We start from the raw sequence: 21,124 nt of genomic DNA, 5'->3' as shown, positions 1-21,124 counted from the left end.
TACCGTATGCCGGTGTTCGGGCAACGGCTTCGGGAACTGCGCCTCGCGTCGGGACTCACCTTGGAGGGCCTGGCCGAGTCGTCGGGGGTCAGTGCCCGGGCGATCAGTGACATGGAGCGCGGGCTGAGCCGAGCACCCTGGCCGCGTACCGTCAATGCGCTGGTCTCGGCCCTCGCCCACCCGGACGCCGGATCGCTGACCGCCCTGGCCCGCCAGGGCCGCGACGCGTCACCCGCGCCGCGACGGCGACCGGCCGGCCTGCCTCGCGCCGACGGCCTGTTCATCGGCCGTGACGAGCCGATCGCCCGGATCGCCGACCACGCCGCGAGCAGCACCCCGGTCGCGGTCGTGCACGGGCCGCCCGGGGTCGGCAAGAGCGCCCTCGCGTTGCGGCTCGCCGACAGGCACGCCGGGCTGTTCCCGGACGGCCGGTTCCACCTGGACCTGCGCGGCGGCGACGCGGAGCCGGCCGATCTGCAGGGCGTCCTGCTGCGGGCGCTGTCGATCAGCCCGCGGCAGATCTCCGCGGACCCGGAGGAGCGGACCGGGCAGCTGCGCGACGTGCTGCGGCAGCGCCGCTGCCTGATCATCCTGGACGACGCGGCCGGCGAGGCGCAGGTACGGCCACTGCTGCCGGCCGCCGGGCCGAGCCTGGCCCTGATCACCAGCCGGCAGTCGCTCGGCGGTCTGGAGGCGGTGCTGCGGGTGGCGCTGGAGCCGTTCTCCCCGGCCGAGTCGGCGGAGCTGCTGCGGGAGGTGGCCGGTCCGGGCGCGGGCTCCGACGAGGACGTGGCCCGGGTGGCGTACCTCTGCGGTCATCTGCCGTTGGCCCTGCGCATCGCCGGGCGGCCGGGCGGCTCGATGGCGAGCCTGGCCACCCGGCTCGCCGACGCCGATCGCAGGCTGAGCACGCTGGGTGTGGAGACCGCCTTCACGGTCTCCTACCGGCGGCTGCCGGAGCCGGCCCGGCTGCTGTTCCGCCGGCTCGCGCACCTGGTGCCCGGATCGTTCTCGGCCACCACCGTGGCGGTGCTGGCCGAGTGCGACCCCTACGACGCCGAGGACGTGCTGGAAGATCTGGTGGAACGCGGGCTGGCCCGGCCGGAGGGGTACGCCCGGTACCGGCTGCACGACCTGCTGCGCCTGTTCGCCGGGGACCGGCTGCGCGCCGAGGAGCCCGCCGAGGTGCGGGCGGCGGTCCGGAGGCGGCTGCACCGGTGGTATCTGGACACCACGATCGCGGCCGGGCGGTGGTTCGAGCCGGAGTTCGGGCACGCCCCGGACGGCTGGGACAACCCGGTGCCGCTGGACACCGCCGAGCAGGCCCGGTACTGGCTGCAGAGCGAACTGGAGGGCTGGCACGCGGCGCTGCGGACAGCCGCCGAGTCCGGTGAGCACCAGCGGGTGGTGGACGTGGCCGGGGCGCTGCACTGGTACTCCGACCGCACGCTCAGCACCGAGCCGTGGACCGTCGTCTTCGGCCTGTCCCGGGCGGCCGCCGCCCGGCTGCCGGACCGGCGGCAGGAGGCCGACCACTGCAACTTCCTCTCCTGGGCGTACGTGTCGTGCGAGAACCGGTACGCCGAAGGCCGTGATCTGGCTCTGGAGGCACACCGGCTGGCCAAGCAGGTCGGGGATGCGCGGGCCCAGGCGGAATCCCTCTTCTACGCGGCGAACGCGGTCCGCTTGCTCGGCGATCTCGAAACGGCCGGCCGGCTCTGCCGTCAGTCGCTCGCGCTGGCCGAGGCGTGCGGTGACCACGACGGGTATGTGAACACCATGGTGCTGCTCGGGACGATCGAGGAGAACCGGGGCCGCAGCGCGGAGGCGGTCGCGCAGTACCGCCGGACCCTCTACGAGGTGGAGCGGCGCCCACTGTCGCCCAGCCCGCGGCGGGCCGCCCGGCTCACCGCGTCGATCTACCTCGCCCAGGCGCTGTGTGACGCCGGCCGGTGGGCGGAGGCCCTGGTGGCGGCGGAGGCGGCCCGGCCGCTGGCGGAGGAGTTCGGCGAGGCGCGGTTCCGGGGCCAGGCGGCGATGGTGCTCGGCTGGGCGTGCGCGGCCACCGGCGACACCGAGCGCGGCCAGGCGCTGCTGCGGGAGGCGAGCGGGCTGCTCGGCGGTTCTGCCTGACGTTCTGCATGGTCTCCGGGCGCGGCCGCTGGTCGACTGGGCGTCAGCCGCAACTGAGGAGCACAGCATGAGCACGATCGTCCTTGTCCACGGCCTGTGGGTCACCCCGCGCAGCTGGGAGCAGTGGATCCCGTACCTGAGGGCGCAGGGGCACACCGTGATCGCCCCCGCGTACCCCGGTTTCGAGGTGGAGGTGGAGGCGCTGCGGGCCGATCCCACGGTGATCGCCGAGCTGACCGTGCCGGAGACGGTCGCCCACCTGGAGAAGATCATCACCGCACTGCCGGAGAAGCCGATCATCATCGGGCACTCGTTCGGCGGCACCCTCACCCAGCTGCTGCTGGACCGGGGGCACGGCGCGGCCGGTGTGGTGATCGACTCGGCGCCGCCGGAGGGCATCCGGGTGACGCCGCCGTCCCAGCTGAAGTCGCTGTTCCCGATCCTGGGCAAGCCGTCCACCCGGCACGCGCCGGCCGGGTTCACCGAGGAGCAGTTCCACTACGCGTTCACCAACACGCTGCCCGAGGACCAGGCCCGCGAGGTGTACCAGCGGTACGCGATCCCGGCGCCGGGCTCGTGGATCTGGGCGTACGGGCTGATCGCGAACTTCAAGCCGGGCAAGCAGGAGACCTGGGTCGACTTCCACAATCAGGATCGGGCGCCGCTGCTGTTCATCGGCGGCGGCAAGGACCACATCATGCCGCCGTCGGTGAACAAGTCCAACGCCGCGCACTACAAGGCGCCGGGCACGATCACCGAGTACCACGAGTTCCCCGAGCGGTCGCACTGGACCTGCGGCGAGCCGGGCTGGGAGGCGGTCGCCGACTACGCCGTCGCGTGGGCGCAGCGGCACGCCTAGAATCCGTTGTGGTGCGTAGCGGCGCTCCGGCGCCGCGACGCCCGTCGTTCGACTCGATCCGAGGGCGGTGACACGCCTGCATGCCGTCCGTCGTGACCGCTGGACAGTTCGCCGATCTGCTGCACGCCCACCGTCGCGAGGCCCGGATGACCCAGCGGGAGCTGGCCGTGACATCGGGGGTCAGCGTGCGGGCGATCAGCGACATGGAACGCGGGTTCAGCTCGGCACCCCAGGCCCGGACCCTCGACGCCCTGGCCGACGCCCTCGGCCTGGCCCCGGACCGGCGCGACCGGCTCGCGGCCGCCGCCCGGGCCTCCCGTCAGCCGGCCGGCGGCACCGGGGTGCTCCCCCGCGATCTGCCCGACTTCACCGGCCGCCACGACGAGCTTCACCGGCCGCCACGACGAGCTGGACCTGCTGGCTGGGGCCTGCCGTCCGGGTGCGGTCACCCTCGTGCACGGCCCGCCCGGCACCGGCAAGACCGCTGTCGCGGTGCACGCCGCCGGGCTCTTCACCGGCCGGGCGGGCCTGGTCGATTGCCGGGGTCTGGACGCGGATCAGGTGGCGGCCCGGGCCGGCCGGGCCGGGTGCGCGTTGCTCGTCCTCGACGACGTGACGGCTGAAGACCAGGTGGCGGGGTTGTTGCCGGGGACCGGGCACGCGGTGGTGGTCACCAGCCGCCGTGCGCTCCGCGGGCTCGGCCCGGTCCGCCGGGTGCCGGTCGGGCCGCTGCCCCCGGCCGAGTCGGTGCGGCTGCTCGCCGCGATCACCGGGGTGCCGGCCGGGGATCCGGATCTGCGGCGGGTCGCCGGGTACTGCGAACATCTGCCGCTCGCGCTGCGGGCCGCCGGGAACCGTCTCGTCACCCGGCCCGGCTGGACCGTCGGTGACCTGGCGGTGCGGCTGGCCGACGAGGACCGGCGGCTGGCCAACCTGACCGCCGGTGATCTGTCGGTGCAGCGGGTGCTGGCGGAGGCGTACGCCGAGATGTCCCCGGACGAGCGGCGGGCGGTGAGCGCCGGTTCGGTGCTGTTCAGCCGGGCAGCCGCCGTCACCAGGTCCGGCGGGCCCGGCGGATCGCCAGGATCAGCAGCACCAGCAGGGCCGTGGCGTCCACGGTGATCAGGGCGGCGGTCGGGCCGAGGAACAACGCCACGAACGGCAGGGTCAGGAACACTGTCATGCACAGGACCGGGATGATCGGGAGCCGGAGACCGCCGCTCATCCGGCGTACGAAATCGGGGTCGTCCTCGGTCAGTCGCTGCTCGATGTCCTCCAGCACGCGGCGGTCTCGTTCGTCGAGCATGCGATACCTCCCCCATACCCGAAATTCACGATAAATGCGGATCTGACACGAATTACTGCGCTAGCAGCCTATAACGGAGAGTGAGAAAGAGTTCTCCATATGTGAAGCAGAGGTGCTGAGCGCATGACCACCACCGCACCGAGGCCGGTCCCGATCCGGCCCCACCCGGTCCGCCGGCAGGTGAAAGGGTCGGCACTGGCCCGGATCCTGCGGACCACTGATGCGAAGCAGATCGGGATCATGTACATGATCACGTCGATCGTCTTCTACATCGTCGGTGGCATCATGGCGCTGCTGATGCGCGCCGAACTGGCCCGGCCCGGCATGCAGATCCTGTCGCCGGAGCAGTTCAACCAGCTGTTCACCATGCACGGCACGGCGATGCTGCTGTTCTTCGCGACACCGATCGTGTTCGCGTTCGCCAACTACATCATCCCGATCCAGATCGGGGCGCCGGACGTGGCGTTCCCCCGGCTGAACGCGTTCGCCTACTGGCTCTACCTGTTCGGCACCCTCACCGCGATGAGCGGCTTCCTCATGCCCGGCGGTGCCGCCGACTTCGGCTGGTTCGCCTACACCCCGCTCAGCAACAGCCTGCACTCGCCGGGCATGGGCGGCAACGCCTGGGTGGTCGGCCTGGCCATCGGTGGTCTCGGCTCGATCCTCGGCGCGGTCAACCTGATCACCACCATCCTGACCCTGCGCGCCCCCGGCATGACCATGTTCCGGATGCCGATCCTCACCTGGAACATGCTGGTCACCAGCCTCCTGGTGATCCTGATCTTCCCGTTCCTGGCGGCCGCGCTGTTCGCCCTGGCCGCCGACCGCGTCCTCGGCGCGCACGTCTTCAACGTGGAGACCGGCGGCGCGATGCTGTGGCAGCACCTGTTCTGGTTCTTCGGCCATCCCGAGGTGTACGTCATCGCGCTGCCGTTCTTCGGCATCATCACCGAGGTCGTCCCGGTGTTCAGCCGCAAGCCGGTCTTCGGTTACAAGGGCCTGGTCGCCGCGACCCTGCTGATCGGTGCGTTGTCGATGAGCGTGTGGGCGCACCACATGTTCGCCACCGGCCAGGTGCTGCTGCCGTTCTTCAGCCTGCTCAGCTTCCTGATCGCGGTCCCGACCGGGATGAAGTTCTTCGTCTGGATCGGCACCATGTGGCGCGGCCAGATCAGCTTCGAGTCCCCCATGCTGTGGGCTGTCGGATTCATGGTGACGTTCCTCTTCGGTGGTCTGTCCGGCGTGCTGCTGGCCTCCCCGCCGATCGACTTCCACGTCTCCGACTCGTACTTCGTGATCGCGCACTTCCACTACGTGCTCTTCGGCACCATCGTGTTCGCGGTGTTCTCCGGCATCTACTTCTGGTTCCCGAAGATGTTCGGCCGGATGCTCGACGAGAGACTGGCCAAGGTGCACTTCTGGCTCACCATGATCGGCTTCCACGGCACCTTCCTGGTCCAGCACTGGCTGGGCACCAAGGGCATGCCCCGGCGCTACGTCGACTACCTGCCGAGCGACGGCTTCACCTTCCTGAACACGTTCTCCACCATCGGCTCGTTCATCCTCGGCATCGCCACCCTGCCGTTCCTGTACAACGTGTGGAAGTCGTACAAGGTCGGCAAGGTCGCGAACGCCGACGACCCGTGGGGCCACGGCAACTCCCTGGAGTGGGCCACCACCAGCCCGCCACCACTGCGCAACTTCGACCGGATGCCGCGGATCCGCTCCGAGCGCCCCGCCTTCGACCTGAAGTTCCCCCACCTGGCCGCCGGCGAACAGTCCCTGGCCGGCCCTCCGGAGGGCGGCGCCCGCCCGTTGACGAAGGAGTCCGACGGAGGCGCCACCTACCAGGAGGACATCTCCACCGACCGGGACCGCTGAGCCGTCCCGAAGGGCCGCCCCTCGGGGCGGCCCTTTTCGCCGACGTCAGGGGCGCCCACCCGGGCGGCCGACCGCCTTCCCGGACGCCTTCACCGCCCGCCGGGCCGCGTCCTGAGGCCCCGCGCCGTCCAGCAGTGCCACGGTCAGCGCCGCGGTGAACGCGTCCCCCGCGCCGGTCGAGTCCACGACCGGCCCGTCCCCGTGCGGCAGCAGCAGGTCACCGCCGTCCCAGACGAACAGGTTCCCGTCCGGAACCCCGAACGCCACCAGGCGCGGCTTCCGGTCGAGCAGCTTGCGGGCCCTGTCCACGGTCACATCGCCGCCGAGCAGCAGTTTCGCCTCATGCTCGTCGGCCCGGACCACGTCGGCCAGGGCCAGCAACTCCCCCGGCTCCTCCGCCGCGCCGTCGAGGACGATCAGCGCCCGGTTCGCCGCGGCCAGCCGGGCCGCCGCGCGCACGGTCTCCGCTGGTTGCTGCAACTGCAGCAGTACGGCCCCCGCACCGTCGAACACGGCCCCCGCCGCCGCCACGTCCGCGGGGGTCAGCAGCACCTCGGAGGGCAGATGCTGAAGATATCGCCAGCGGCCGTCCGGTTCCAGGATCTCCACGATCAGCCCGGTCAGCGCCCCGCGCCGGCGCCGTACCGCGGTGACGTCGACACCGTCGGCCCTGGCCTGCGCCAGCAGCTGATCACCGACCACGTCGTCACCGGCCACCGCCACCAGGCTCACCGGGGCACCCAGCCGGGCCACCGCCACCGCCTGGTTGGCGCCTTTGCCGCCCAGCGTCTCGATCCGCCGGGACACGTCCGCCGACGTGCCCGGTTCGGGGAGTTCACCGGTCATCAGCACCAGATCCCGGGCCAGTTGCCCGAGCACCACCGTCCTGTTCATGAGCCGTGGATACCCAGCGTCGCGCCGATCAGAGTCAGATACCACTCCGAATCGGTGAACCCGGGTCCGGTCTCCGGCCCGATGTAGGCGTCGATGTGCCGGGCCCCGCCGAGCCCCGGCGTGAACTCGTCGTCGATGTGCCAGGCCGCCGCGGCCAGCCGGGCGCAGACCGCCGGTGGTGGTGCCGACCCGTCCTCCTGCCGGCCGCAGTCGGCGATCCGGAAGTCGGTGCCCGGCGCCAGCACATCCGTGTCGGCGGCGGCCGTGACGAACGGTTCCAGGGCGCCTCCGTCGCTGGCCCGGGCCACCGTGTCGAGCCAGTAGCCCACGTCGTACGACCAGTTCAGGTACCGCCCCGACACGGTCAGCCCGGTGCCTTCGTCGTGGACCGCCCGGACGAAGCTCGCCGGGTAGCTGCCGAGGTCGTCGTCGCCGTGCTCGCAGTCCAGGACCAGGCATCCGGTGACCGGGGTGTCCGCCGGACCGTGGAATGCCTCCACCGCCGTGTAGTAGACGGTGATCTCCCACCCGGTGCTGGCGCGGACCACCGGTTCCGTCGGCGCGGTGCCGCAGCCCGCCGCCAGCGTCACCACGGCGGCCAGTGCCGCGCTCCCCCGCACCCGTCGAGGATAGGTGACCTACAGCGCGTCGTTGACGTGTTCCATGGCCTCCTGGTACCCGCCGGCGGGCACGGCCGCGGCCGGGGCGTAGATCACCCGGAGCACCCCGGTCGGGAAGACCTCGGTGGCGGTCACCGTCAGGTGGTACGGGGTGTCGCCCTCGTCGAACAGCCGGGTGCCCTTGCGGGCGGCGACCGGGTGGATCAGCAGGCGCAGCTCGTCGATCAGGCCGGCGGCGAGCAGCTGCTGGACGACGGAGACCGAGCCGGGGATCAGGATGCCCTTGATCGTGGGGTCGGCTTTGAGTGCGGTCACCGCCGGGATCAGGTCGCCGTCGATGGTCTCACTGTTGCGCCAGGTGAACTCCGGCCGCTGCCGGGTGACGACGACCTTGCGCAGGTCGCCGATCTGTTTGGCGAACGGCGCGTCGTCGCCGCCGGCGGCTTCCCGGTCCGGCCAGGCTCCCGCGAAACTGTCGTACGTCTCCCGCCCGATCAGCAGCACGTCGGCGGTGTCGTAGTCCTCGGCGACGGAGCGTCCCATGTTCTCGTCGAAGTAGGGGAAGTGCCAGGACGGGTCGATCTCAGCGACTCCGTCGGCGGCGGTGAACAGTGTGGAGACGACCTTGGCCATGGTGGTGTTCCCTTCGGATCGGTGTCTGCGACGGGGTAGACCATCGCAGTCTCGCGAACTCATCGCCGCCGGCGAGGGATTCAGGACAGCGCGGCGGTCAGGTCGATCTCGATCAGCTGGCCCCGGTAGCCCAGGGACGCGACGCCGAGCAGGGTGCTGGCGCTGGTGAAGGCCCCGGCCAGCGGTGACTCCATCAGCTGGTCCCAGACGGCGGCCAGCACTGTGCTGTCCGGGCTGACCACGTAGACGATCGAGCGCACCACGTCGTCCGGCTCGGCACCGGCCGCCGCCAGCACGGCCAGGCAGTTGGTGATCACCTGGGCGGTCTGCGCGTGGTGGTCGCCGGGCGCGCCGACGACCTCGCCGGCCAGGTCGAGCGGGCACTGGCCGGCCAGGTGGGCGAGCCGCCCGGCGGAGGAGATCGTGACATGGCTGTAGCCGGACGGTTCGTGCACTGTCGGCGGGTTGAACTTGTCGATCACGGGCGCTGCCTCCGCATGTGGTGTCGGGCTGCCGACCGTAACGTGCGGGATGGACGGGATACAGTGCTTTTCCCGCCTCGGGGCCGGTGGCGAGACGGTGTAATAGGCTGTTCGCCGATGACGCAGCTCGGAAACGGCCGCGCCGAGGACTGGCTCCTGGACCTGGCCCAACGGCATCGGCTCTCCCCCACCCAGCGGCAGATCGTGCAGCGGATGCTGGGCATGTTCCCCGGTGTGGCCTTCCTGTCGACGGTGGAGATCGCCGAGCGGACCGGGGTCAGCCAGCCGACGGTGACCCGGCTGGCGACCGCGCTGGGGTTCGCGGGTTTTCCGGAGTTCCGGGCGGCGATGCGGACGGCGATCCTGGCGTCGCCGCCGACGCCACGGCAGCCGGACGCGGTGGAGTTGGAGCGGGCGAATCTGGCGAGTCTGCGGCACACCACGATGGAGCCGGCGGTGGATCTGCTGGCGGCGACGTCACCGTTGGGCGTGATCGGGCTGCGGGCTTCCGCCCCCTTAGCCCAATATTTCGGATATTTCGCGAGAAGAGTGCTGCCGGACGTCGATGTCCGCACCGATGCCTCCGCAGTGGACGACTCGATCCTCCAACTCCACCACCGTGGGGCAACCGCGGCACTCTTCTTCACCATGCCCCGCTACCCGGCTGCCACCGTCGGCGCCATCCGGCTGGCCCGCGAGCTGGGCATGGCCACCGTGGTGGTCGCCGACACCGCCCTGCTCCCGTTCCACGCCGACGTCGACGTGCTGCTGGTGGCCCCGGTCGGCACCGGCCTGCTGTTCGACTCGCACGCCGCGGTGGTGGTCCTGGCGATCAGCCTGCTCGACGCGATCGCCGCCCGCGACCCGCAGCGCACCCAGCAGCGTTTGGAAGCCCACGAGGCCCTGGTCGACCGCTGGGCGTTGTGACAAGACACCGGTGGGCAGACCCGAAGGCCTGCCCACCGGCAGTGGTGATCGAGGTCAGCGGGTGAAGGCCTGGAACTCCGCGATGCGGACGTTCAGGGCCTGCGGGCTGGCCGTGGCGCAATCGGTGTTGGCGCGCGGGTCCCGGTCCTGCTCACCGGCGAAGTCGGGACCGCCGGTGCACTGGCTGGTCACCGCCTCGATGCGCAGGTGGGTGGCCGTGGTGTCCGGGATGTCGAAGGACTTCACCAGCAGCTCGGGCGCCCTCGGCCGCGGCGCCACCGACGGGAACGCGTCCCGCCGGCTGGTGTAGACCGTCCGGAAGTCGGCCGGAGCCGCGCAGGTGACGGTCGCCGAAGACGTACAGGCAAGAACCTTGAATTGGCGTACGGCCGTGTAGCGGTTCTGTGCCAGCGGGTCGGCGTCGCCGGTGATCGCCGGCCGGAGCAGGGCGCTGACCTGGACCCGGCGGACCTTCTGCCGGTCACCGGCGAGGTCGACGGTGACTCCCTTGCCGGCGACCGCGCTGCCGAGCGAGGCCCAGTTGGTGGCCTCGTCGTCGTCGATCAGCCGGGCCTGGTTGACGCCGTCACCGGTGGCGACGGCCCCACTGGCGCCGGAGGCCACGTTGCGCGGCAGCTTGACGGTCAGTTTCGAGGACTTGCCGGACTTGACGGACTTCGCCGGCACCCGAGCGTGGCCGTAGCCGGGCGCGTGGGCGACGAACGTGTACGAGCCGGGGACCAGGCTGACCGTGTCCGGCAGGGTGGTGGCCGGGTCGGTGTCGGCGACCGCGACGGCACGGGCCTGGTAGTCACCGACGTACAGCTTCGCTCCGGTGACCGCCTTGCCGTTCTCGTCGACCGGCCGGAAGGTGACGGTGGCCTCCTTGGCGTGCGGCGAGCTGAAGCTGGGCGTCGGGTTGGCGTCGGCGGCCCCGTTGCTGGCCGCGCCCTCGCCGAGTCCGCGCTTGGCGAACGCGTTCCACAGGATGTCCTGGTTGGCGCCGCCGAAGCGGACCAGGTCGGCGCCGAGCAGCGCGTCCCGGGCGTCCACCTGGCTGTTGGCGCTGTTGGCCATCAGCAGGAACGAGTCGAAGACCAGCTGGATCCAGCGCCGGTTGCCGGGGCAGGAGGTGACCGCCTTCTTGCCGGTGGCGCAGGCCTTCTGCAGGCTGGCCGTGCCGGCCCCGTACCGCTTGATGAACGCGGACCGGATGTCGTAGTTGGTGGCGCTCCACACCTCACCGGAGGCGTGCACCTGGAGCCCGACGAAGTCGTAGTCGACCGAGCTGTAGTTGAGCCGGTTGTCGCTCATGTTGTGGTTGCGGATGCCGGCGTTCTGGTCGCCGGTGACGTAGCCGCCGACGGTGAACCCGGCCCGCCCCTTCGGGGCGTAACCGTGCTCGGCGAGATACTCCACGGCGAGCAGGTCGGACCAGCTCTCGCTCATGCCCTGCGGGGAGCTGAGCCCGGCCTCCGGTCCGGCGATCATCCGGTTGGTGATGGCGTGGGTGTACTCGTGGCCGATGACCGACATGTCGTAGTCACCGTCGACGCACTGGCCGTAGAAGGCCGCGGCGACCGGCTGCCACAGGTACATGTTGGTGATCGGTGCCTGCCCGTCCGGCGGGGTGATCTGGTTGGCGTTGTTGCGGGCGGCGAAGTCCGGCGGGCCGCCGGTGATGCCACCGGCCTGCGCGTTGCCCTGTTCCGGGTCGCCGTCCTCACCCTCCATGTTCCAGGTGGCCTCGGTGAAGCCGAGCAGATAGGACCAGTCGTGCATCCGGTTGTGCTGCACGAACAGGTTGGCGCGGGCCGCGTCGATGTCGTTGCGGGCCGGCGACTCGAAGACCGTCGGCGAGCACTGCTCCTTGTACCACTGATTGGTCCAGGGGTAGGTGTAGTCGCGGGTCGGGCTGGGCGTGGCCAGCTCGGTGCCGACCGTGAACGGGTCGTTGGACGACCAGTTGTGCACGGCGAACGCGTTGTTGCCCTTGGTGGTGTTGCTGGGCGCGCCGGTGGCCGGGTCGACGTCCCACGCGGACGGTGACGCCGGGCCGGAGACGGCCTCGTCACAGAGCCGTTTCGGGGTCCAGCACCAGGTCCGGCGGGTGTCCCGGGACGAGTAGTCGGTGCGCGGCGAGTTCGGGAAGACGTCCCATTCGGGGTTGTCGGAGTCGTGGTCGACGATGTTCTCGCGGACCAGGACGCCACCGTCGCGGGCGTCCACCCAGGTGGTGTACGCCACCGGGTCGGCGCTGTTCAGGCCGGTGCCGAGGGCCACCTGGTACGCCGCGCGGGCGCCCTGGTCGGGGGTCGGCACGGCGACGAGTTTGGTGCCGAGCAGGGTCGGCGCGGTGATCTGGGCGTTGGCGGCGGCGATGCGCTCGGCGTCGGCGGCGCTCAGGGTGGCGGGCTGCGGCGCGGCGGCGTCCCGGGCGAGCGAGGAGCTCACGTACCAGACCTTGCCGTCGCGGACGCCCACCGAGAGCAGGCCGTCCCGGCCGGCTTCCAGGTCGCCGAACTTCTGCCGGAGCAGGACGATGGCGCCCTCGCCGGTCTTCTGGGTGGTGAGGTGTTCCAGCGAGTCGGCCGCGGCGGCGGTGATGCCGAGCACGTCACGGTTGCCGGAGACATAGGCCCGGGCGGCGGCCAGCGGCTCGGCCGGCAGTCCGGAGGCGAGCGGCTCGGCGGTCGCGGTGAGGCTGGCCGGGGTGCCGAAGATGTTCCACCGGGCCGAGGCGCTCCGGTCGGCGGCGCGGGTCCGTTGTGCCGAACTGGGCGCGATCCGGCCCTTGCGGTTGTCGATGGTGTCTGCGTGGTCGTGGTCGCCCTGCACCTCTGCGGGTCCGGCTGGCGCCGAATCGCGTGGCGCCGCGCTGCCACCTGATCCGGGGGCGAGGACGAGCACGGCTGCGACTAGCGCAGTGGTGGTGCCCGCCAACGCACGGGATGGTGTGCGCACGGTACCTCCTTAAAGGACGGTCGTTACCGGTCTCCTCGCATCCGACAACACCACGGCCGGTTCACAGCATGGGCCAAACGGTCAAAAATCGAGGTGCGTCAATCAATTTCCCGGTACGCCGTACGCACGGCATCGAAGTGCGTCGCATCCATAATCGTCATGCCGTCACGTCCCGGCCATCAGCTGATCCGCTGAGAAGCAGCATCCGGCTCTGCCGCACGATCAGGACCCGGCCGTCCGCGGCCACCACGATCGCCTCCCGGCCGTACGCCTCCGCCATCGAGTCCAGAACCCGGCGGTCACAGCCGTTCACGTCACACCGCCACAGCACCTGCCGCCAGTACGTGGGCTCGTCCGACGGCCCGATCGAGACGTGCAGCCCCGGCGGGGTGGCCGCCTCCGCCGCCGTCGCGTAGACCACCGGGCCGGCCGCGGTCACCGCACCCGACCCGTACGCGATCGCCCCGCTCTGCACCGGCATCATCCGCTCGCCGATCCGGATCCGCCCCGGCTCGAAGGACAGCACCCGGCCCGGCTGCTCGCCGTCCGCCGACCAGGCGATGGCGCCGTCCCCCGCGAAGGCCGCCGAGGTCCCCGGGTTCGCGCAGGTGACCGGGTCGCAGGTGACCGTGGTGGCTTCGGCGCCGGCCCGGATGACCAGGGCCGGGCGGCCGTCGGCGCCGATCGACAGCACGTTCCGCCGCCGGCCGGCCAGGGCGTCCTCCGGATCACGCCCGGCGCTGCCGGCCCGGTGCCGTTCCGGTTCGGCGCAGTCCGCGTCGGCGCAGCGGATGAGGGTGATGTCGAAACGGGACTCGTCCTTCTCGGCGACCGTCGCCAGGCCGAACCAGAGCGCCTGGTCCGGCGCGACCGCGACCGCCAGATCCGACCAGCCAGCCGGTTCCTTCGCCGACGCCCGGACCGGGAACCACTCGTTGGGGCATCCCCGCCGGGTGCACAACGCGAAGTTGATGAACGGCCCACCGGACTCCGGCCCGCCGGTGAGCGCGGCCTTGAGCACCGACTCCCCGTCGGGGCTGACGGCGGCCGTACCGTAACCGTCCCAGACGGTCGGCCCGCCGTTGTGGCTGACATACCGGTCACAGAGGTCGTTGTCGCAGAACCGGGCCCCGGACACGGTCGCCATCACCGGGTGCTTTCCGGCCGGCCAGCCGATCGCGGCGACGTCACCGGGCGCGTCCCCGTGCGACCGCACGGTCGGCACCCCGAGCGGATTGGTGACCGCGATCACCGCCGGCGCACCCAGCGCGACCAGCGCCGCGACCCCGGCCGGCCACGGCCGCCGCCCTCGGACCACGCCCGGCCCCTGACCCACGCCGGATCCGTCTCCCCCGCCACGCCCGTCGCCCACGCCGGATTCCTCGTCCCCGGTGCCGGCCGAAATCCCGTCCTCCCCCGAGAGCACGGCGTCGCCGGGCGGGGTGGGCGCGAGGCCGGCTCCAGGATCGACGGGCGCCGGCGCGGCGGGCTCGGGAACGGCCCCGGGATCGACGGGCGCCGGCGCGGCGGGGTCGGGGACGGCGGGCTGGAGGAGGCCGGTCAGGGCCAGGATGCCGGCCTGGGACATCAGGACCCCGGTGAGCAGGATCGTGGCGATCGGGGCGCGGGCCACCGGTGGGATCGCCGACAGGCCGGCGTCCAGCAGGAACGCACCGACCAGCGGCACGCCGGCGCCACCCAGCAGGACGGCGCCGGCGGTGGCCGCCACCCGGCCGCGGGTCGGGGTCCAGGCGCTGCCGCCCGAGGCGATCAGGCCGATCAGCAGCCGGGCGCCGGCCACCGCGAGCACCGCACCCACCGCCAGGATCAAAAACAGCCCCGGTGTCGCCCCGCCGTCGCCGGCCGCCACGCCGAGCAGCAGGAACGCCCCGCCGGCCACCGTGAACGCACCGAACGCCAGAGCCGCCGCGATCGCCAGCACCGGGATCCGGGTGATCCCCACGACCAGCGCGGCGAGCGTTCCCAGCGGCCGGCCCCGCTCGGCGGCGGCGATGGTCGCGGTGCCGGCGGTCAGGCCCACCACCCAGCACCCCACGATCACCGCGGCCGGCGCCCAGCCCAGCTCGCCGGGGTCGCCGACGACCAGGGCGCCGTCGAGGATCACCAGCTGGTCGCGGCCGAGCAGCAGGTCCAGGGTGAGGAGCCCGAGCAGCGCGACGGCGAGCAGGGGCAGCAGGACGGCGAGCAGCCGGCGCGCGTGCCGGATGGCCAGCGACCACCCGACGGCGATGTCGCCGAGCAGGCCGAGCGAGACGTACGGGGTGGGCACGGAAGACACGGCGGAAGGGTAACGGACCTGATCAGCGGCCGGTTTTCGTCCCGCTGCCCGGCGGGGTCAGTCTGGCAGCGTACGGCAGCTCGCCTTCGACGGTCCGGACGTGTACTGCCTCAAGTCATGCGATAGTCGGAAATATGCGGACGGGATGGCGTTTCCTGGCCGCGCCGCTCGCGGTGTGGCTCGTCCTCACCTGTGCCGGGACCGGCATCCTGGCCTGGGTCGAACACTCCACCAGACAGGGCGTCATCAAGCGCTATCAGGACCGCACCGACCTCGCCGCCAAGTTCGTCGCCGCCATCGTCGACGACCTGATCGTCCGGCAGCGCACCCAGGCCGAGGCCTTCCTCACCGACCGGACCGTCGCGGTCCGTGACTTCACCCGCTCGGTCGGCGGATTCGGCTACCCGGCGGCCGTCCTGCTGAACGCCGAGGGCCGGGTGCTGCGGGTCATCCCGGCGAACCCGGCACTGGACGGGCAGCCGATCGCCGACCGGTACCCGCACCTGACCACCGCGGTCCGGGACGGTCGGCCCGCGGTCTCCCCGGTGGTGCCGTCGGCCGCCGAGAGCCAGCCGGTGGTCGGGTTCGCGGTGCCGTTCAGCACCCCGTACGGCCTGCGGGTCTTCTCCGGCGCGGTGGCGGTCTCGGAGAAGAGCCCGCTCTCCTCCTACCTGGCCACCGCCATCCAGCTCGACGGTGTGAAGGTGCACCTGGTCGACGACGCCGGGGCGATCGTCGCGGCCAACCACGCCCACCAGACGGGAGTGACCCTCCTCGGCAACGACGAGCCCGCCCTGTCCACCGCGCTGTCCCGGACCGGCGAGGGCCGCTACCGCGACGGTGGCAAGTGGTGGCGCTACACCTCGCAGGCCATCCCCGGCACTCCGTGGCGGCTGTCCGCCGCGGTGTCCGAGAACGTGCTGTACGCCAACACCGCCGGGATGCGCGCCGCCGGCCGGGCCGCGCTGGTCACCGCCGCCCTGGTCGGCCTGCTCGTGGTCGCCGCCACCGCGCGGGCCCGCCGCAACCGGCGTGAACTCAGCTCCAGCGAACAGCGGTTCCGCAAACTGTTCGACAACTCCCGGATCGGCATGGCGATGGCCGACCTGGACGGCCGGTTCACCCGCGTCAACCCGGCGCTCTGCGACATGCTCGGCCGGCCCGAATGCGAACTGGTCGGCACCAACTTCGGCGACCTCACCCACCCCGACGACCTGCCCGGCTGCCTGCGCCACGTCCAGGACTGCCTGTCCGGCCGGGTGGACGGGTTCGACATGGAGAAGCGGTACATACACGCCGACGGCCACCCGGTCGAGGTCGTCGTCACCGCCAGCCTGCTGCACGACCAGACCGGCCGGCCGCACTACTTCGCCACCCAGATCGTCGACGTCACCGAACCCCGCACCCTGGAACGCGCCCGCCGCCGGGACGCCGCCGCACTCGAGGAACACGCCGCCCGCCTGGAACACGCCAACGAGCAGATGGGCGACTTCATGGCGATGCTCAGCCACGACGTCCGCCAGCCGCTCACCACCATCGTGTCGGCCGGCGAGATGCTCGTCGAGGACTGGACCGACATGGAGGACGAGACCCGCCGGCACTACCTGCGCCGGATGACCAGCGCCGGGCACCGCGCCGAACAGCTGGTCAGCGAGATCCTCACGCTCGCCCAGCTGGACGCCGGCGCGCTCACCGCCCGGCCGGTCCGGCTCGACGTGGCCCACGCGGCCCGGCAGGCGGTGGCCGCACAGGGCTCCACCGAACAGGCCGCCACGGTGACCGGCCCGGACCAGGTGATCGCCTACGCCGACCCGGTCCACCTGGCACTGCTGCTGGGCAACCTGCTGGCGAACGCCGTCAAATACGGTGCCCCGCCGATCCAGATCTCGGTCAAACACGACCGGGACCGGGTCCAGGTGAAGATCAGCGACCACGGCGAGGGCGTACCGGCGGCGTTCGTCCCGCACCTGTTCGAACGCTTCACCCGCGCCGAGACCGGGGTCGCCACCACCAAACCCGGCACCGGGCTGGGCCTCTACCTGGTGGCCCGGCTGGCCGAGGCGTCCGGCGCCACCATCAGCTACCAGGCCAACAAGCCGCGCGGCGCGGTCTTCGTGCTGTCCCTGCCGTGTTCGGCCGGCCCCGCCCTGCCCACCTCGACCAAGGCCGTCTCCCCACTGGCGATCGGCTGACCGGCCCTCACCGGCCGGGGCGCAGCAGTGGCGCCACCACGTCGGCACGGTTGCTCCAGACCCAGCCGGACCAGCCGTCGGGCACCGACGCCAGGTCCTCGGGCCGATCGAAACCCGCCGACCACGGGCCCTCCCCGGCGACCAGCACCACCCGGGTGCCGGCCGCTGTCATCCGGTCGTCGAAGAGGTTCGGCCAGCCCCACAGCCACTTGCCGTAGCGCTCGGGCAGGTGCAGCTCGGTGTCCCGGCACGGTTGGGGGACATGGCCGGACCAGCCGGTGGCCAGATACTCGACGAGACAGTCCCGCATGGTCTTCTTCGACGCGGCCCGCACCCCGGGCAGAGCCCGCCGGACCGCGTCGACCGGCGCGTCCCCGCCGTACACCGCGATCGTCGCCAGCCGCTCCGGCGGCAGGGTGGCCAGGTAGGCGGCCAGCCGCTCACCCTCCGCCGGGTCGTCGTGCTTGAGATCCAGCAGCAGTTCCCGGTCCGGGAACGCGGCGACCACCTCCGGAACCGTCACCAGCAGTCCCTTTCCGGTCCCGCGCAGCGGGTGGGTCGCGCCCCCGTCCGCCGTGTAACCGTGGCCGAGATCGAGCCGGCGCAGCGCCTCGAGGGTGTGCTCGCGGACCGCGCCGGTGCCGTCGGTGCGGCAGTCGAGAGTCGCGTCGTGGAAGACCGCCAGCTCGCCGTCCGCGGTCGACTGCACGTCGATCTCCAGCATGTCGGCGCCGGCCGCGAACCCGGCACGCATCGACGGCAGCGTGTTCTCCAGGTACGCGTGGTCCGGCGGGTGGATCCGGGTGGCCGTGCAGGTGTCGCTCTCCACACCGTCCAGCGGGAAGGTCTGGGCGATCCCCCGGTGGGCGAGCAGCCGCGGCTCACCGGCGCCGTCACCCCACAGGGCGGAACTGTTGGCGACGGCCAGGCCGGCCACCCCGACGCCGAGAACGATCACGATGCTGAGCAGTCGTTTCCTTCGAGACACCAGGGCAGCCTGCCAGCCGCCGCCGGGGCCGGGAACCGTCTTTGGACCGAGCCGGCCCGCGTCCTTAGGACAGGTGCCGCGCGAGGAGGGCCGCCTGGGTGCGGCTGGTCACCGCGAGTTTCGCCAGCAGGTTGCTGACGTGCGATTTGACGGTACGTTCGGCGAGCGCGAGCTCCCGGGCGATGCCCTGGTTCGTCATCCCCCGGCCGAGCAGCCCCAGCACCTCACGCTCCCGGCCGGTCAACGTGGCCAGCCGGGCGCCGGCGTGTTCCGGGGCGGCGGCCACCGGCGCGGGCCAGAGCAGCTCGGCCGCCGACCCGCTCAACGCGGTCACCCCGGCGTGCACACTCCGGACCGCGGCGGCCAGCTCGGCTCCCCCGGCATCCTTGAGCACGAACCCGTCGGCGCCCGCGGCCAGCGCCCGCTGCACGTCCGCGGCCCGGCCGACGGTGGTGAGCATCAGCACCTTCACCGGGCCGAGCGCCCGGACCCGGCCCAGGACCTCCACCCCGTCCGCACCGGGCAGGTAGAGGTCGAGCAGGATCACGTCGGCCGCGCCCGGCTCCCCGGCCAGAAAACCGAGCAGCGCCGGGCCGTCCGGCAGCTCGGCCACCACCTCCAGGTCGGGCTGCGCGCCGAGGATCAGGCCCAGCCCTTCCCGGACCAGGGCCTGGTCGTCCACCACGACAAGCCGGATCATGCCTGCATGCTATTCGGCCATCTCCGGGACAGGGCGGCGCACGGCCCGCGGCGGACTTCCGACACGCATCCGGATCTCACCGCCCGGCCGGGCTCCGACGCGCAGCCGGGTTCCATCGCGCGGCGGGCTTCCATCGCGCGGCCAGCTTCCGTCGCGCGACGGATCCTGGTGGACCTCGGGCCGGCGGGCGCGACCGCTGTGCTGTTCCTGTTCTCCGGGACCGCCGTGTCGGTGCCGCTCGCGGTGACACAGCTGCTGCCGCTGCTGTGGCGGCGGCGCTGGCCGGCCGTGGTGCTGATCGTGGTCGCCGGTGCGACGGCCGCGCACACCACGCTCGGGATGGCCCGGGCGATCGGGTTCTTCCCGGCCACCATCGCGCTCTACTCGGCGGCCGCGCACCGGTCGCCGTGGCTGCGGTGGGTGCTGTGCCCGGCGGCCGGGACGGCGATGGCGGCGGCGAGCGCGCTGCGGCACGGTGTGGTGGAGGGCGCGCTGATGGCCGTGGTCACGGTCACCGTGGCCTGGCTGGCCGGGGTGGAACGCGGCGACCATCTGCGCCAGCGAGCCGAGGCCGACCGGCTGCGCCGCGAGCGCGAGGTGGCCGACCGGGAACGGGCCGTCGCCGAGGACCGGGAGCGGCTCGCCCGCCGGGTCCACGACACCGTGGCGCACACCGTGACCGTGATGCTGGTGCAGACCGAGGCGGTCCGGGCGACGGCGGCTCTCGACCCGGCCGCCGAGCGCCGCCTGGACAACGTGCTGCACGCCGGGCGGCGGGCCCTGACCGAGATCCGGGCCGCACTGACCGAACACGAGCAGACGCCGCCTCAGACCGGGCACGAGCAGGCGCCGCCACAGACCGGGCACGAACGCCCACCGGCGCCCGCCGAACACGAACGCAAGCCCACGCCGACCGGGCACGATCGGGCGCCGTCGCTGACCGTGCCCCGGGCCACGCCGGCCAGGCACGATCGGGCGCCGTCGCCGGCCGGGCCCCGGGCCATACCGGCCGGGCACGAGCAGACGCCATCGCCGGCCGAGCGGCTGGAGAACCTGCGGGCGGCGGGGCTGCGACTGGTCGTGCCGGACCTCGGCGACGTGCTGCCGCCGCGGGCCCGGGGCGTCGCCGAGCGCCTGATCGGCGAGGCGGCGACGAACGCGCTGCGTCACGACGGCCCCGGCACCCTGCTGACGGTCACCGCGACCATGGCGGTAGGCGCGGTGACCCTGACCGCGCGCACCGAGCCCGGCGGATCGGCCCCCGCACGGGCCGGCGGCGGCCCCGGGTTCGGTCTGCGGAGTCTGGCCGCCGACCTGCACACCGTCGGCGGAACCCTGGTCTTCGGCCCGGCCGACCCGTCCGGCTGGCGGGTGGAGGCGACGATCCCCCACGCGGGTAGCGGTCAGTGACTGATTCGTGTGGTCATTTCCGGTGCGATTCGCACCGGAAATGACCACACTTCGGTGACGGACCGCTCACGCCCGGCGGTCGCGGCACGGTCCGGACGGGCCGCCTTCCGCGCGGGGTCGATATCGAGCTTCGCATGCCCGTACGCAATCAGATCTTTTTGCAGTCGAATGGTCCTCGGACGCCGGCGCTGAACCGTTCCGCGGCGCTCAGGGCCAGCCGGACTCGGGCTTTCGGGCGCATTCCGCGGCCGGCGGTGGCGTAGAGGGCGCCGAGGGCGATGTCGTTTCCGCAGCCGACCGCCGCGAATCCGTCGGCGGCCCGGGCCACCTGATAGTCGTCGTAAATGGTGTAGAGGCGGCCTTCGACGCCGACCAGGAAGGTGCCGCCGAGTTCCTGTTCCTCCTCCTTGCGGGCGTAGCCGCCGGATTTGAGGCAGTCCCGTAAGCCGTCGATGAATCGGGTGACCATGAACCGGTCCAGGTCGCCTTCCGGTTTCGGCAGGCTGAGTGAATAGCGGATCAATTGGCCCATCCGGAACGAACTGGTGAATCCGAAGAGATACCGCTTGTTGCGGAATACCTTGGTGTCGGCGCGGACGGACAGGCTCAAGCCGGACACTCCGGCACTGTCGCCCCCGATGTAGACGGATTTTCCCCGGGTCAGGCCCACGATCGCAGTCATGTTGACCACACGACCGGCTGTGGGTGAGGCCGTCAACCACAGGCGATGACAGTATCTGCGAATCGCGACAGACAGGGGAATCATGCGGCGGGCGGCATTACTCTCCGTGCTGCTCACAGCAGGTTGTGGCGCACCCGACATTCCCGATAAAACC

At 72.1% G+C, this 21,124-nt stretch carries 17 protein-coding genes and 1 pseudogene; 8 read left to right on the top strand and 10 right to left on the bottom strand.

Annotation, left to right across the window (positions count from 1 at the left end):
• Window positions 1-6 precede the first annotated feature (6 nt).
• From ACQ0O7_RS11955 to ACQ0O7_RS11940, 4 genes and pseudogenes are all read left to right on the top strand, one after another.
• Window positions 7-2,133 carry an ATP-binding protein gene (locus tag ACQ0O7_RS11955; protein ID WP_430782059.1) on the top strand — a complete coding sequence of 709 codons (2,127 nt, stop codon included), beginning with the start codon at window positions 7-9 and terminating at the stop codon, window positions 2,131-2,133.
• A gap of 67 nt (window positions 2,134-2,200) precedes the next feature.
• Window positions 2,201-2,992: an alpha/beta hydrolase gene (locus tag ACQ0O7_RS11950; RefSeq protein ID WP_430782057.1), complete on the top strand. Its 792-nt coding sequence runs from the start codon at window positions 2,201-2,203 to the stop codon at window positions 2,990-2,992.
• An 80-nt stretch (window positions 2,993-3,072) separates the two neighbouring features.
• Window positions 3,073-3,276, top strand: a pseudogene (locus tag ACQ0O7_RS11945) (helix-turn-helix domain-containing protein); the annotation flags it as partial.
• Window positions 3,277-3,445: 169 nt separating this feature from the next.
• Window positions 3,446-4,114 (top strand): hypothetical protein, encoded by a 669-nt coding sequence (locus ACQ0O7_RS11940; RefSeq protein ID WP_430782142.1) that lies wholly within the window; start codon window positions 3,446-3,448, stop codon window positions 4,112-4,114.
• Here the strand turns inward: ACQ0O7_RS11940 and ACQ0O7_RS11935 are convergent.
• The gene (locus tag ACQ0O7_RS11935) at window positions 4,044-4,298 is read right to left on the bottom strand and encodes a DUF3040 domain-containing protein (protein ID WP_430782056.1); all 255 of its coding nucleotides are present in this window, start codon (window positions 4,296-4,298) and stop codon (window positions 4,044-4,046) included. The genes ACQ0O7_RS11940 and ACQ0O7_RS11935 overlap by 71 nt on opposite strands.
• Window positions 4,299-4,421: 123 nt before the next feature.
• On the opposite strand from ACQ0O7_RS11935, the gene ctaD reads away from it, so the two are divergent.
• Window positions 4,422-6,179, top strand: coding sequence for an aa3-type cytochrome oxidase subunit I (gene ctaD / locus ACQ0O7_RS11930; RefSeq protein WP_430782054.1), 1,758 nt, complete (start codon window positions 4,422-4,424; stop codon window positions 6,177-6,179).
• A 45-nt stretch (window positions 6,180-6,224) separates the two neighbouring features.
• Here the strand turns inward: ctaD and ACQ0O7_RS11925 are convergent, their stop codons facing one another.
• From ACQ0O7_RS11925 to ACQ0O7_RS11910, 4 genes are all read right to left on the bottom strand, one after another.
• The gene (locus tag ACQ0O7_RS11925; protein WP_430782053.1) at window positions 6,225-7,073 is read right to left on the bottom strand and encodes a PfkB family carbohydrate kinase; all 849 of its coding nucleotides are present in this window, start codon (window positions 7,071-7,073) and stop codon (window positions 6,225-6,227) included.
• The gene (locus tag ACQ0O7_RS11920; RefSeq protein ID WP_430782051.1) at window positions 7,070-7,693 is read right to left on the bottom strand and encodes a hypothetical protein; all 624 of its coding nucleotides are present in this window, start codon (window positions 7,691-7,693) and stop codon (window positions 7,070-7,072) included. Before ACQ0O7_RS11920 ends, ACQ0O7_RS11925 begins: the two co-directional genes overlap by 4 nt.
• An 18-nt stretch (window positions 7,694-7,711) precedes the next feature.
• Window positions 7,712-8,326 carry a dihydrofolate reductase family protein gene (locus ACQ0O7_RS11915; protein ID WP_430782049.1) on the bottom strand — a complete coding sequence of 205 codons (615 nt, stop codon included), beginning with the start codon at window positions 8,324-8,326 and terminating at the stop codon, window positions 7,712-7,714.
• A gap of 80 nt (window positions 8,327-8,406) precedes the next feature.
• Window positions 8,407-8,808 (bottom strand): RidA family protein, encoded by a 402-nt coding sequence (locus tag ACQ0O7_RS11910; RefSeq protein ID WP_430782047.1) that lies wholly within the window; start codon window positions 8,806-8,808, stop codon window positions 8,407-8,409.
• 117 nt (window positions 8,809-8,925) lie between these two features.
• Here ACQ0O7_RS11910 and ACQ0O7_RS11905 point away from each other — a divergent pair, with 117 nt between their 5' ends.
• Window positions 8,926-9,735 carry a MurR/RpiR family transcriptional regulator gene (locus ACQ0O7_RS11905; RefSeq protein WP_430782045.1) on the top strand — a complete coding sequence of 270 codons (810 nt, stop codon included), beginning with the start codon at window positions 8,926-8,928 and terminating at the stop codon, window positions 9,733-9,735.
• A 54-nt stretch (window positions 9,736-9,789) separates the two neighbouring features.
• Here ACQ0O7_RS11905 and ACQ0O7_RS11900 read toward each other — a convergent pair whose 3' ends face one another.
• Window positions 9,790-12,699, bottom strand: a complete 2,910-nt coding sequence (locus ACQ0O7_RS11900) for a M36 family metallopeptidase (RefSeq protein ID WP_430782044.1) — start codon at window positions 12,697-12,699, stop codon at window positions 9,790-9,792.
• Between the two features lie 157 nt (window positions 12,700-12,856).
• Window positions 12,857-14,998: a hypothetical protein gene (locus ACQ0O7_RS11895; protein ID WP_430782043.1), complete on the bottom strand. Its 2,142-nt coding sequence runs from the start codon at window positions 14,996-14,998 to the stop codon at window positions 12,857-12,859.
• Window positions 14,999-15,132: 134 nt separating this feature from the next.
• Between ACQ0O7_RS11895 and ACQ0O7_RS11890 the strand changes: the two genes are divergently transcribed.
• Complete coding sequence (locus tag ACQ0O7_RS11890) at window positions 15,133-17,190, top strand: PAS domain S-box protein (RefSeq protein ID WP_430782042.1); 2,058 nt, start codon at window positions 15,133-15,135, stop codon at window positions 17,188-17,190.
• Between the two features lie 7 nt (window positions 17,191-17,197).
• Here the strand turns inward: ACQ0O7_RS11890 and ACQ0O7_RS11885 are convergent, their stop codons facing one another.
• Together ACQ0O7_RS11885 and ACQ0O7_RS11880 are read right to left on the bottom strand one after the other, a co-directional pair.
• Window positions 17,198-18,178 carry a glycerophosphodiester phosphodiesterase family protein gene (locus tag ACQ0O7_RS11885; RefSeq protein ID WP_430782041.1) on the bottom strand — a complete coding sequence of 327 codons (981 nt, stop codon included), beginning with the start codon at window positions 18,176-18,178 and terminating at the stop codon, window positions 17,198-17,200.
• 64 nt (window positions 18,179-18,242) lie between these two features.
• Window positions 18,243-18,878, bottom strand: coding sequence for a response regulator (locus tag ACQ0O7_RS11880; RefSeq protein WP_430782040.1), 636 nt, complete (start codon window positions 18,876-18,878; stop codon window positions 18,243-18,245).
• Window positions 18,879-19,046: 168 nt separating this feature from the next.
• Between ACQ0O7_RS11880 and ACQ0O7_RS11875 the strand changes: the two genes are divergently transcribed.
• The gene (locus tag ACQ0O7_RS11875; protein WP_430782039.1) at window positions 19,047-20,288 is read left to right on the top strand and encodes a sensor histidine kinase; all 1,242 of its coding nucleotides are present in this window, start codon (window positions 19,047-19,049) and stop codon (window positions 20,286-20,288) included.
• A 148-nt stretch (window positions 20,289-20,436) separates the two neighbouring features.
• On the opposite strand, the gene ACQ0O7_RS11870 is transcribed toward ACQ0O7_RS11875, so the two are convergent.
• Window positions 20,437-20,970, bottom strand: a complete 534-nt coding sequence (locus tag ACQ0O7_RS11870) for a hypothetical protein (protein ID WP_430782038.1) — start codon at window positions 20,968-20,970, stop codon at window positions 20,437-20,439.
• Window positions 20,971-21,124 lie beyond the last annotated feature (154 nt).

The organism is Actinoplanes sp. G11-F43 (assembly GCF_050589265.1).
GTDB lineage: Bacteria > Actinomycetota > Actinomycetes > Mycobacteriales > Micromonosporaceae > Actinoplanes.
This window is presented reverse-complemented; position numbering and strand designations above follow the sequence as displayed.